The sequence below is a fragment of the Leptospira alstonii serovar Sichuan str. 79601 genome, assembly GCF_000347175.1.
In the GTDB taxonomy this organism is placed as follows: Bacteria; Spirochaetota; Leptospiria; order Leptospirales; family Leptospiraceae; genus Leptospira; species Leptospira alstonii.
The window spans coordinates 147350-159200 of record NZ_ANIK01000016.1; the positions used below are offsets into that span (position 1 = coordinate 147350).

The 11851-nt window shown below is 43.9% G+C and carries 11 protein-coding genes; 3 read left to right on the forward strand and 8 right to left on the reverse strand.

Going from position 1 to position 11851, the window contains the following annotated elements:
* The gene (locus LEP1GSC194_RS04295; RefSeq protein ID WP_020772389.1) at positions 1 to 1575 is read right to left on the reverse strand and encodes a hypothetical protein; all 1575 of its coding nucleotides are present in this window, start codon (positions 1573 to 1575) and stop codon (positions 1 to 3) included.
* Positions 1572 to 1967, reverse strand: a complete 396-nt coding sequence (locus LEP1GSC194_RS04300) for a Fur family transcriptional regulator (RefSeq protein ID WP_020772494.1) — start codon at positions 1965 to 1967, stop codon at positions 1572 to 1574. Before LEP1GSC194_RS04300 ends, LEP1GSC194_RS04295 begins: the two co-directional genes overlap by 4 nt.
* Positions 1968 to 2362: 395 nt before the next feature.
* Here LEP1GSC194_RS04300 and LEP1GSC194_RS04305 point away from each other — a divergent pair, with 395 nt between their 5' ends.
* Both LEP1GSC194_RS04305 and LEP1GSC194_RS04310 read left to right on the forward strand, forming a co-directional pair.
* On the forward strand, positions 2363 to 3040 hold the full coding sequence (locus LEP1GSC194_RS04305) for a biliverdin-producing heme oxygenase (protein WP_020772358.1): 678 nt from the start codon (positions 2363 to 2365) through the stop codon (positions 3038 to 3040).
* 1 nt (position 3041) lies between these two features.
* Positions 3042 to 4226 (forward strand): MFS transporter, encoded by a 1185-nt coding sequence (locus LEP1GSC194_RS04310; RefSeq protein WP_020772473.1) that lies wholly within the window; start codon positions 3042 to 3044, stop codon positions 4224 to 4226.
* Positions 4227 to 4487: 261 nt separating this feature from the next.
* Here the strand turns inward: LEP1GSC194_RS04310 and LEP1GSC194_RS04315 are convergent, their stop codons facing one another.
* From LEP1GSC194_RS04315 to LEP1GSC194_RS04325, 3 genes are read right to left on the reverse strand one after another with little or no spacing between them, the layout of a single operon-like run.
* Positions 4488 to 6668, reverse strand: coding sequence for a TonB-dependent receptor plug domain-containing protein (locus LEP1GSC194_RS04315; RefSeq protein WP_020772340.1), 2181 nt, complete (start codon positions 6666 to 6668; stop codon positions 4488 to 4490).
* 3 nt (positions 6669 to 6671) lie between these two features.
* Positions 6672 to 7373 (reverse strand): HmuY family protein, encoded by a 702-nt coding sequence (locus tag LEP1GSC194_RS04320; protein WP_017810109.1) that lies wholly within the window; start codon positions 7371 to 7373, stop codon positions 6672 to 6674.
* Between the two features lie 40 nt (positions 7374 to 7413).
* Complete coding sequence (locus tag LEP1GSC194_RS04325; RefSeq protein ID WP_017810108.1) at positions 7414 to 7989, reverse strand: LIC20153 family lipoprotein; 576 nt, start codon at positions 7987 to 7989, stop codon at positions 7414 to 7416.
* Positions 7990 to 8329: 340 nt separating this feature from the next.
* On the opposite strand from LEP1GSC194_RS04325, the gene LEP1GSC194_RS04330 reads away from it, so the two are divergent.
* The gene (locus LEP1GSC194_RS04330; RefSeq protein ID WP_020772465.1) at positions 8330 to 9064 is read left to right on the forward strand and encodes a leucine-rich repeat domain-containing protein; all 735 of its coding nucleotides are present in this window, start codon (positions 8330 to 8332) and stop codon (positions 9062 to 9064) included.
* 12 nt (positions 9065 to 9076) lie between these two features.
* Here the strand turns inward: LEP1GSC194_RS04330 and LEP1GSC194_RS04335 are convergent, their stop codons facing one another.
* From LEP1GSC194_RS04335 to LEP1GSC194_RS04345, 3 genes are all read right to left on the reverse strand, one after another.
* Positions 9077 to 9847, reverse strand: a complete 771-nt coding sequence (locus tag LEP1GSC194_RS04335) for a hypothetical protein (RefSeq protein ID WP_020772505.1) — start codon at positions 9845 to 9847, stop codon at positions 9077 to 9079.
* Positions 9848 to 9918: 71 nt separating this feature from the next.
* Positions 9919 to 10224 (reverse strand): YbaB/EbfC family nucleoid-associated protein, encoded by a 306-nt coding sequence (locus tag LEP1GSC194_RS04340; RefSeq protein ID WP_020772514.1) that lies wholly within the window; start codon positions 10222 to 10224, stop codon positions 9919 to 9921.
* Between the two features lie 122 nt (positions 10225 to 10346).
* Positions 10347 to 11720, reverse strand: a complete 1374-nt coding sequence (locus LEP1GSC194_RS04345; RefSeq protein ID WP_020772538.1) for a hypothetical protein — start codon at positions 11718 to 11720, stop codon at positions 10347 to 10349.
* Positions 11721 to 11851 lie beyond the last annotated feature (131 nt).

An 11851-nucleotide genomic window follows, 5' to 3' on the forward strand; every position in this document is an offset into this window, starting at 1 on the left:
TCATCGCTCTTTTCGTTCCGAGGAGGAGTTTAAGAAATTCAGAATGGCATTCGTATATAAAGTGGAACTGCGTTTTGCCGCGTTGTAGGTCAGATGGTGAGGGTCTAAGAAGGATTTTTTATCGGGGATCGCGTCTTTGAAATCGTAAAAACCGAACGTATCGCTTTTATGGGAGTTTAAAAATTCGAGATAACCTTTATACCAGTTTCCATTTTTATAATATTTGCTTTCGATCGGATTTTCGGGAGAATTGACGATGATCAGTTTTTGACCGTTTGCTTTAAACTTGGCGATCGTCTTTTCCAAAAATTGAATTTCGGACCAGGTGAAATAAGAAGAATTTCCCAGGATTTCCTTGTTCCTTTGGATTTTTTTCAAACGATTGAGGGCGCCTTCGTTTTCCGGATTGAAGTAAAGACGTCTATCGTAGTCTATCAGATAGTCTTCGTCGGACATGGTCTCGATCCGGTCGTCGTCCAAACCGTGAATTCTTTCGTAAGCAATTCCCGTTCGAATTTCTCTTCTACAAAAATTCTGAGGAAGACGAATTCCGTAGGTCGCAGGAACTCCAAAAATTCTCGCATCCACTTCGTCCGAGCTGGTCGTGGGTGATACTGTGAATCGTAACGTTACCTTTTCGGGTTTATTTCCATACCGGTCTTTGAATTCCATAAGGAGCGGTTTCCAGCCCGGTTTGGCATAAGTCTCATCAAAGGAAATGTATTTTAAAGGTAGTCCGCTCGGAGTCATTTCTTCGATCGAAACGTTAACCCCCGGTTTTTGAGTGAAAATATCTTCCGACAGTTTTCCATCTTTGAGTTCACATTCGATTGTGAATCGAGGAGGAGTCCATCCCCTTAGGAAAATTCCTTCTTCCGGCATGGCGCCCGTATAATAATGATAGGAACGCATGGTTCTCGTATGATGTTCCATGTATTCGATCCAAGGATCATATAAGAAACTTCTAAAACGATTGAGCAGGATCGAGGTCTTGGTCAATTGGGCAAAAAACTCCCCCTTTGTGTAATTCGTCCAATGATCCGCAAGGAATTCTCCGGGAAAGATAAAACGGTTTTGATGACGGACCTTGTAATCCTTCATCCTAGCTTCTTCGTCAAAACGAGTTTCGGAATTTTCCGTTTTTTGAATATAATCTAATTGTAAATCTGCTGGATTGAGTACATAAACTACGAGTTCCGGCTTCTTTGCCAAGATATCGTCCGAATAATAGTACAAGTCCGTGGGTGATAAGGCCGGATGAGAATAAAATTCCGTTCTGAATTTTTCCGCATTTGGAACGCCGGATCTTCTGAGTTCTCCCGTGATTTGTTTCGGATAGGCCGTATAAAGGGCGACGCTGCTTCCCGCGACGAGGATTCCCTTTTCTTCCTTTTCAAAACGGATGTTTCTACGGTGATAAAGAAAATTGTACCAGGGAGAAGTGTCCCATTCGAGTTCGTTTGGAAATTCGAAAAGGGCAATCGGAAACAGAACTCGATCTAAAAATAGAAATCCGAGTAGAAGGAGCAGCGAGATCCAGATTGTTTTAATTTTGATTCGAGTTTCGGAATTCATTTTGTCTTGGAATTACAGTCGGCGCAGGTTCCATAGAGAATGATCTCATGGGTGTCCACGGTAAAACCTTTCGGACTTTTGTCCAGAGGAAACGGACAGATTTCAACGTCATACACACGGTCACATTGTTTACAATGAAAGTGATGGTGGTGATGAAGACGACTCGCTTCGAAACGAGATGTTTCTCCCGGAAGGTGAATCTCATGGATCGTTCCGGTTTCCATCAGATGGCTGATCGCCCTATAAACGGTGGCGATTCCTAAGTTGTCCAGATTCTTTCGGGAAAGTGTGTAGATTTCCTTGATGGATAGAGGGCCCTTTGCCATTTCCAGGACTTTCAGAATTTCTCCCTTCTGTTTTGTGTTTCTGAGGGTTGCCTTTTTATCTTCCACGTTGGTTTTAACGACTTAAGAGCGATGCTCCTACCAAATTTTCAAATTGTAACGTTTTTCCTGTCAATCGAATTAACCCGTCGTCTCCGCGCGACCTATTTCGCTAGCCTTAGAGAGCGAAATTGAGTTAAACCTCGAACGACCGTAGGAGCGAAATAGAATTTCTTCCCTCACCCAAAATCAAGGGTGAGGCCGATCTTTTCACGATAGATTGTCATAATTCCGACAAGGTTTATCTTCAAATCCAAATACTTGTGGGGGGTTGGTTATCGTCCCTAATATCGAATACGTGGGAGTTCCCACATTTTCCGAAAAAGCGGAGAAATCGCCAGAAATAAGTTTGATTCTCAATATCAATATTTAAGAATTGTCACAGTATTGTCAGGAGATGTAAAATGAGTTTAGCAAGTATCCTTCGGGAAGGAACCTCCGAAGAACACAAGGCCGCAGAAAGCTCGGCTTTCATTCGTTGTTTTATGAAGGGGGTATTGGAAAAAGGAACCTACGCGAGACATCTGGAAGCGTTTTACTTTGTCTACGAGTCCATGGAAGAGGAATTGGAGCGTCACAAGGACAATGCGGTTTTGCAATCGATTTACTTCCCGGAACTCTATCGCAAAAAAGCGCTTTTAGAAGATCTTCATTTTTTTTACGGAACTTGGAAGTCTATCGATCGTCAGCCTACCGCAGCGACTCAAGTGTATGTGAAAAGAATCCGCAAAATTTCGGAAACTCAACCGGAACTGTTGGCGGCTCATTCTTACGTGCGTTATTTAGGAGATCTTTCCGGCGGGCAAATCCTGAAAAAGGTGGCTGCAAGGGCCTTGTCTCTTCCCGAAGGAAAAGGGATTTCTTTTTATGAATTTCCCTTGATTGGGGATATCAACGGATTCAAACAAAATTATCGGGCCGCGTTAGACGCTCTTCCGGTAAACGATTCCGAAAAACAGTCGATTCTCGCCGAATCCAAACAGGTTTTCCTTTTGAATCAAGGAATCTTTTTCGAGCTGGAGCGGGACTTGCTCTCCGCAATCGGTAAAGAAACTTACGATACGGTTCTCGGAAAAGGTTGATTTGAAAAAGTCCGCATACTTTTTGCCGGGGGCCGTTTTCTTGGCAATGCTTCCGGTAACCATGATCGTTCCCGTATTTAAGGAAATCGTAAAGGACAGATTTCAATCGGGCAACGGAGAAGTCGCCTGGTTCCTGAGTATCGCGATGCTCGGGTCCTTCTTCTTTGCGCCGTTTGCCGGTTTTCTTTCGGATTATTTCGGAACTCGCAAGAAGCTCATCGTTCTATTTTGCGGAATCGACGCCCTACTTTTGAATCTGCTTCCTTACGCGGAAAGTCTTTCTACTCTTTTGTTTTTCCGCTTTTTGGAAGGGGGCGCACACGTATTCGTGATCGGATTACTTCTCGCTTCCGTTGCGGACTTGGAACAACTCGAATTCGGAAGCGGAGCTTTGATGGGTTTATCCGGAATGTTGCTTTCTTTAGGAGGGGCCGTCGGACTTACCTTCGGTTTTTTAGGGAAACAGGATCCGACTCTACCGTTTCGAATCGGTTCCGGAATTTTAATCTTTCTTGCCTGGATCGTATATCGATTTGTTCCCGAAGAAAAATTTAGATCCGCGGAAAAACATTCCTGGAAAGACTCGGGTGTTCTCTTTTTAACTCATCCGCTCCTATTGTTTCCGTTCGCGTTTCAATTCTTGGATCGTTTCACGAGCGGATACTTTATGAGTTCTCTCAATCTGCGTCTTCGGGAGGAATTTTTCCTCAATCCTTCCGAAACCGGAAGAATGTTGTCCTTGGTTTTTTTACCGATGGCCCTTTTATCGTATCCGGCGATCCGACTCTCCAAAAGAACCGGCAAGTATTTTCCGGTTGCGATCGGATCGTTGATCTACGGGGTTTCCTTGATCCTTTCCGGAATGTTTCAGTCCGTCTTGTGGATCGGAGCTTCGCTTCTATTCTGCGGAATGGGCGCGGGCCTTATGTTCGCCACTTCTCTGCGACTCGCTTCCTCTCTCTGTACGCGTAAGAATAACGGACTTGTGATGACCGTTTTGACGGGGATCGGCTCTCTCGGTTTCTTTTTAGGTCCGATTTCATCCGTGAGACTCGATCGGGTTTCATCCGAGTTAGCGCCTTTTTTCGAATTCTCTCTGACCGCGATCGTATTCGGATTCGCTCAGATTCTGATCGTCCTCGCGAGTATTCCTTTTTACGGAACTCTCAATAAAAAAGAATATTAAAATATTCTAAAATTATTTTTCACTTGAATTAATCGGGCGAGTTACATAAAAAAGTTCGGGCGAATCCAATTCTTGTCGGAACATTTGCATATTAGATGTTAGGGACGAGTGGCTAGGAATTAGGAACAGCTGTATGTTATGTACGTATGTTGTAAAGTCCTAACCCCTAAAACCTAATCACTAGCCACTTGAAACATTGACTCCGCATCAATCGCTTTCGCATTGACTATACCGAACTCGCGTTTTTTAGATCGAACTCGCTTAAAACTGGGCCGAAAAACCGCCGTAATAAAATCGAGGTCGGGTAGGATTGTAAGCCAGTTCGTATTGATTAAGAACGTTATCCACTCCTAAAAAAAGAGCGAAGTGTTTATCGAAGAATTTTTGTTCGATTCTGACGTTCAAGATCGTAAACGGTTTCCCGTAAATTACCGGAGGATTTTCGTTCAACTTCACTTCCGTGGGAATGTAGTCTTGTCCCGACGCGGAAAGATTGTTCGTGGAACTATAGAAAGGCCTTTTATCCAGATGTTTTCCTCTCAGGTTGAATTGAAAACCTCCGGGAGAATTGTAGATGAAATTCGCCGATGCCTGGTGAAGCGCTCTTCCTTCCAACGGTCTGTCCGTGGTCAAATCCCTCGTATCCGTGTGATTGTACCCCAATTCGAGAGTGAAGTATTTTAGAAATCTGTAATGAACACCGAACTCCCCTCCCCTTGTGTACGCCTTTGCGACGTTTTGTAATTGAAACTCGGCGAATTCTCTTCCTCGATTGGAATCGAATTTATACTGAATCAGGTTGATGATATCGTTGCGGTAAACACTGAAAGAAAACGTCAAAAAACTAAAGGGACTGTATTCCAAATCCGAGTTGATCGTGATCGATCGTTCCGGTTTTAGATTCGGGTTTCCTTCCACAACGTAACCGACGGCGGGGTTTTCAAAACGAAGATACAACTCTTGAAAACTGGGCGGACGAAAACCTCTTCCATAACTCGTTCTCCAAACCAAGCTTTGAAAGATATCATAACGCACCGCAAGTTTAGGCGTGGTCTGATTTCCGAATTGAGAATCGTCGTCGTATCTGACGCCGGGAATCATCCGTATTCGAGGGGAACGAGAAACGGTCCACTCGTCTTGAAAGAAGACGGCTTTTCTCGTTCTATATACATAACGATTTTGTAATCGATCCGATTCCAATTCGTTTGCGAAGGATTCGACACCCATGGTGAGAAAATGCCTTTCCGAAGCTTCCATGTCCAACTGAACGGTTCCTTGGGAAGTCAGTTCGGAGTTCAATTGTTTTACGTCGAGTTCGTCCGAACCTCTTTGATTGTTGTAGTATTTGTTTTCCCATTTGGAGATGTTGCCTCGAAAGGAGACCAGATTTTTTTTTCCGAATCCGTATTCCAAAGAACCCGTAGCCAGGAAGTCGTGCGTCTTATTGTTCCGATCGAAGACCGCTTTGGATTGGGTTACGTCCACTCCGCTTTGATCCCTGTGTTGGTAAAGAACTCTCGTTTTACCTTTGAACTTTCCATCCGGGTTGAAGGTAAGATTCATCCCCGTGTTTAAGTCTTGATAAGCGTTTCCGGTCGTAGCCAGAGAATCCGGAACCAGTCTGTAACCCGGATTTTTGTTGTAACCCGCAGAAACCGCGCCGCTTACAATATCGTTTTTAAAACCCATATTGGCGGTCGTGTTGAATTCTCCCTCGGTGTTGAAGTTCTTTCGACTTCCGTTTCCGTACGTGGTTCGCATCTCGTAGCTTAGTTTTTTATCCGCTTCCCTTGTGATGAGATTGATGACTCCGCCGATCGCGTCGGCTCCGTATAACGCCGATGAGGCGCCTTTTACAATTTCGATTCTTTCCAAGTTTTGAACTTTGAAACGGCTCAGATCCACCGCGTTGTTTAAACGTCCGGAAATCCTTTCTCCGTCGATGAGAATCAGAACGTACTGAGAATCGAGGCCGAGCATACGAACTCGCGAGCCGCCGAAAAACGGGACCACGTCGATTCCCAACTGGGTTTCTAAAACCTCGGCTGCGTTTCTGGCGCCGCTCGCTTCTATCTTTTTACGGGAGATGACTTCGGTTGCGACCGTGGAATCTTTCAGTCTTCTTTCGCCCCGTGAACCGGTAACGACGATTTGAGAATCCTCCTGGGACAGTCCGTTTTGTTCGTTCCCGTTTTCTTTTTGAGGCGGTTCTTTGTCGTTGTCCTTCGGAGTGACTGTGTTAGGTAGTATTTTCTCGACGTTTTTCTTTTTAGATCCCGGCGGAATCCCATTCTCTTTCGTAGTAAATATGTTAGGCGATCTTTTCTCTGCGACCTCGGTTTCCGTTTTTGTCTTTTCCTCTTGAGCTTGGATCGGAATACAAAAAAGAATTAGTAATAGGGTCGATTTGAATTGGAAGGATCGACGGATCAAAAAGGGCATATATTAGTACGGGATCTGTTTCCATTTTACGGTAGGATGGGCCGAGGTTCCTTCGGAGTTGTAATAACCTGTAACTTGAAAGAGATAGTATTCGTTTCCCGTGTTGGAACGGATTACGAAAATCTTATAGTTCGGTTGTAAAAAGGCGAGAGTGTAGTTGAACCATTTATTGAGTACGTCGTTTCCCACATAGTTGGTCTGGACTCCTCCGGCTGCGACTTCGGAAACGTTCGCATCCGGAGAAAAGGAAACGTTCGGACAACCGAGCGCCGTGGAAGTGCTAGAAACCGCGGCGTTAAAATCGGTAAAAACGGGATTGGTCATACAAGCTCCGCCTTGTCCTCCGGAATGCGTAGATCCCCCGTTGGTCTGAAGTTTGAATCTTTGAAAGCCCACATCCCAACCCCCGGATGTGTCCGGAACAAAGGCCTGAGCCTTGTCCGCAAAACTGAATTTGACCCATACGTCATACGAAACCGCTCTGACCTTCGTGGTAAACGATCCGTCTCCGTTCGCTTCGGTGGAAAGGATCTTGGAACTATTCGCTTCTTCGATTTGTTTTTGTAAGGCGAGGATCGATTGTTTGAACGCAAGTTCTCTTTCGTCGATCGCGGGGTGTTGTCTCGCGCAGGAAACAAGAATGAAAACCCCGAGCCCAAAGCAGGTTTGCTGCCAAAGCGGTTTGAGATTCGGGAATTCGTTCATTTTAAATCGAGTGAACTTTTAATATTATAAAATTATAATCTTACTGAAGTTGAAATGTCGTTTTCGCGGGTTCTGCGGTTCTGCTCGCAAGATAGAAAACGAAGTAATAATCTCCGCCTTTTGTCGCGTTCAGCGTGTAAGTGTAAGGACCGTCTCCGGCCACCGAACCGTATTGCCCCTCGCTGTTTGTCGTGTAAGTCGATCTTGTCGTATCCTGAGCCGAATCGGAAAGCGGACAGGAAGAGGTATTATAAATCAGAGGCGCGTTATTGTTGTTGGAAGTTCCCTCGTCAAAGTCTGCAACGTTACGTCCGGTGAAAACGACTTTGGTCCCATTGACTGCGCCCGTAACCTTAATGGCTGCTATGGAGTGATTTACGAACGGAACCTTACCGTAAACAAGGGTTTGAACGGAAGTATTCGCGGTCATTGCAGGAAGAGAAGCGACTTTTCCGCTGACGGTTGCGGAACAGTTATAACTGGGGCTTAAACCGGCTAGAACCAAAAGAAACATCGTGGTCGTATCGTCTTTTTCTTCGTTTTTACAGTTTAAGAATGAACCGAGAACCAGGCTGAAAATGACTGCGGTTTTTGCATATTTTTGGATATCTTTCATAAGGAACCCCTTTAGTGATTAAAGTCATTTTGAAAATTTGAACTTGAGAGTCAAACTCAAAATTGGAACAAAGTGAAAATGAATTTTTGAAATCTACAGAATGGTTTTTGGAATAAGAACAAAAGTCCCGAATTTAGCGAACACCCTAAATGTAGATGTGGGAACTCCTATCTCAGCGGACAGGTTTAGACTTTACAAAGATTTTATAGTACAACGCAATTGTGTGGGAGTTCCCACATTTGAGTCGATAGGCTTTTTAGGACTATATTTTAGACTTCTGTAAAGTGATTCCCGATGCAATCCAATCTAATTCCTAACACTGATATCTAACCCGACAAGTATGAACCGAATCCGCTTCTTTTCCTCATTCAACTTTTTGATAGTCGGTTTATTGGTTGAAATTTTTTCCTGTTCCCTTTTAGAAAAAGAACCCGTTTTCGGCGGGATTCCCGTATTTTCCAAAGAAGGTAAAATTCTCAGGTATTATCCGTATCAAATTCGTTGGATCGGATTCGATCCGAATGAATTTCCCGATACCGCGAGATTGGTCGATTTCAGAAACCTCGTTTCTTTGGAAATTCTTCATCCCGAATTTCAGAATTTAGAAGAACTCAGTTCTTTAAAGACGATCGGTTTTTTAAACGTAAACGGAACGAAAGTAAAAGACCTTACCGCTCTCTCGAAACTTCCCGTTTTACACAGCCTGTATTTGGGCGAAACATCGGTGGATGAAAAAGATCTGAAACGATATCCTGAAGCCGGGAAATTGACTAAATTAGGATTGTATAAAACCAAAATTCGGGACCTTTCCTTTATCGACTCGGAATGTAGATTACAACAACTTGATATACGAAACACTCAAGTTTCGTCCTTGGAGCCGATCGCAAATTGTAAAAACCTATTGGAACTAAGAATCGGTCATACCAATATTGCGGAAATTCGTTTTGTCTACGAAATGAAGAATCTGCGTTATTTAGAATGGTCGGGCTTAAATCTTTCCAGGGAAGAATTGGATCGGCTTCGGGAGAAACTTCCTTATCTCAAATTGGTCCCGATATACGCTAGTTCATTATAATATTTTAGTTTTTTAATATACGAGCGGGTTTGATTCCCCGCGATTGTCGTATAGAATGATGTCGCCTTTTTCGACCGGAATTCCTTCCGCGGTAACCTGTCCCGTGGTTTCAACGGTTTCCAAGGCCCGCACCGGATATCTTTTTCCGTTTTCTTTTTCTAATACGATGGACGCGTTTTTTCTCACTCTGGAAAGTCTAAGCCCCCAGACTTCCAGAACTTTTCCTCCGCTTTCCAATACGAGTGCGCTGATTCTGTTCGGCTCCGAAGACGCCGATTTTCTATAAATCCCGATCGGATTTCCCGGAATAAAATCGGGTTCGATGGAAATGAAATTGGATCGGGTCGATTCGATTTGAAAAGAAAGATGATCGCAATCGTAGGCGTGGACTAATGCCCATCTGTTTCCGGATTCTCTGTTTGTAAAAACCCGGCAGGATTCCGGGACCAATTGCGCTCCTCTGTTTGTCGTTTTTACGATTCCTTCGATTCTGGTTTCTTCTCGATTTTTGCTGAGGGTTACGCTCAATTGAGTGAATACGAATTTGGTTTGTTTGCGGGTCGTGTCCAGAAACAACTGTCTTACAAAATAACCCTCTTCTAATTTTTGAATTTTAGAATAGTATTCTCCGGATAACAACGGTAAGACGGGTACGGAAACGCGCGCGTTTTCTTCTCTTGAATCGCCTACGGAACAGAACTGGACCGTTAAAATGCAAAACGTAAACAATAGAAAATATCGTCTCTTCTTGGTGCGAGCGAAATGAAGAAAGATCGGATTCAACGTTGATCGTTCCTGATTGTGGAAAATATCATTGTAAAGTCCTAAAATCTATCCACAAATCCTAATAAGGTTCATTCCATTCCCATCATTCCGCGGAATTCCGACATTCTTTCTTCCGCCGCGTTTTGTGCGAGCTCCAAGGAACGGGATACGGCCTGTTTGATACTTTTCTGTAAAAGTTTTTTATCGTTTTTTGCAAGAAGTTCGTCTTCGATGAGTATGTCTTTGATGTTGAGTTTACCGTCGGAGATACAAGTCACGAGGTCGTTTTTGGACTTTGCTTCGAAGGAAAGCGCCATGAGATCCTTTTCGACTTTTTTCATTCTCACGCGCATTTGATTCATCTGCTTCATTGATTCTAACTTGTTGCCGAACATTCTTAATTCCCTTTATTTAGAAGAAGTTTTGATCGAGAATTCATAAATCGAAACGAAACGTTTTCAAAATTCTCTTCCGATCAAATTCTGAAAACGTTAAAAACGGGCAACCAGAAAAGGAGTTAGAAGGAAAGCTCCATTCCTAAGGAAGTAAAGTATTCCGTATAATTTTGAGAGAACGCCGGAAGTCTAAACGGACCCACGTCCGCATAAATCACACCCTTGGAAAGGTTGTTTCTGAAGTTCATGAAAAAGATCGCATTCTGAAAGCTCGTTTTCCCGCGGAAACTTGCGGAAAAAGAACGCTGGGGTTCTTCCACCTGAGTATTGATTCCGGAGTTTTTTTGCGAGAGAAGATTGTAGTAGTTGTTTCCAAAGAATAAAGAATACCTTCCGGCGGGATCCAGAAACATCGTAAATCCGAAAGTGGTAGCGTCCGATTCGGGAGTGATATAAAGTCCGTTGTTTTTGGTATTCGGGTCCGCCGAATAACTGTATCGCACATTGAGAACGATTTTTGAGAAGTCGATGAACATCGAAAAACGCGCGGCCTCGGGATTGTAAAAACCCTTGTCTTTTTCCTTATTCAAAACCGAGGTTTGGAACGAAAGACGTTTCACGGGTTGAATGTTCGCCTGCCACTCGATCACCCTTCCGCCTGTGTTTCCCATCGCCTGATTTCTAAGAACCGGATTGGTTCCGACGTTCGGATCTATATTTGCGAACTGCGCGTTTGCGGAATACGGAGCATACGAAAGTCTGTTCGCGGTTAAACTCGAATTTCCGAAAGAACTTCCGGAAACGATTTTTGTGTTGAGATATTCGTTCGGTTGAAAGGAAAATCCCGCCATGGAATAACCCTGATCTTTTTGATCAGCCGTGTAAGGAAGAGAATTCCCCGTTTTCAGAATGGCTTCCACCCCCGGTAAAACCGTATAACTCAATTCAAAGGAATCTAACTTGGTTTGACTCACTCCGCCGGTATTTCCAAAAGGATCCGCTTTTCTTCCTCGCAGGGAAGGCGCAAGTTCGGCAAAAGGAAGAAGCGGACGAACGGAAGCCATCATCCCAATCTTATCTTGTTTGCCGCCGAAAAACCGGGCTCCGGCGTACGAATCACCGAAGAGAAAATCCGGTTGATTCCAGCTTAAATTGTTTCGAGAAGAAAAGGGAGATCCGATAAAACCGGGGCCCTTGTCTCCGATCGGTTCCAAATCTTTTCCCAACCCATCCAAAAGATTCGGTCCCCTATGACCTAGGATTCGGAATGTTTGAATTTCTTTTTGTTTCTGTTCTTGTTGGGTAGGATTGGATTCGCGTTTTCCTTTTAAAGCGGGACTGGATTCGTGTTTCTCTTCCAAAGGGTAAGATTCGATTTCTTGAAAATTTTCGGGAGTTTTGACTTGTACGACGGATAAGAGAATCCCCAGCCCGACCGCGGAAAGGCTGCTGATAAACAAGGAGGATTGGATATTGATTACCTCGATGATTCTCATATGCTAAATTTATTATCGGTAATCAGAATCGAAGGACCACTCGCAAATGTTAGATCCCGTTTGAAACGAATATTTCCGGAAAAAGTCGCTCGGACAAAAGTCTTTTCTCCTACTCGGAGGGACCTGCTTCA

Bases quoted from the DNA above. Each gene is read 5' to 3' on its own strand.
- LEP1GSC194_RS04295 (WP_020772389.1), bottom strand. From the start codon at position 1,575: ATGAATTCCGAAACTCGAATCAAAATTAAAACAATCTGGATCTCGCTG.
- LEP1GSC194_RS04305 (WP_020772358.1), top strand. From the start codon at position 2,363: ATGAGTTTAGCAAGTATCCTTCGGGAAGGAACCTCCGAAGAACACAAG.
- LEP1GSC194_RS04315 (WP_020772340.1), bottom strand. From the start codon at position 6,668: ATGCCCTTTTTGATCCGTCGATCCTTCCAATTCAAATCGACCCTATTA.
- LEP1GSC194_RS04320 (WP_017810109.1), bottom strand. From the start codon at position 7,373: ATGAACGAATTCCCGAATCTCAAACCGCTTTGGCAGCAAACCTGCTTT.
- LEP1GSC194_RS04325 (WP_017810108.1), bottom strand. From the start codon at position 7,989: ATGAAAGATATCCAAAAATATGCAAAAACCGCAGTCATTTTCAGCCTG.
- LEP1GSC194_RS04330 (WP_020772465.1), top strand. From the start codon at position 8,330: ATGAACCGAATCCGCTTCTTTTCCTCATTCAACTTTTTGATAGTCGGT.
- LEP1GSC194_RS04340 (WP_020772514.1), bottom strand. From the start codon at position 10,224: ATGTTCGGCAACAAGTTAGAATCAATGAAGCAGATGAATCAAATGCGC.
- LEP1GSC194_RS04345 (WP_020772538.1), bottom strand. From the start codon at position 11,720: ATGAGAATCATCGAGGTAATCAATATCCAATCCTCCTTGTTTATCAGC.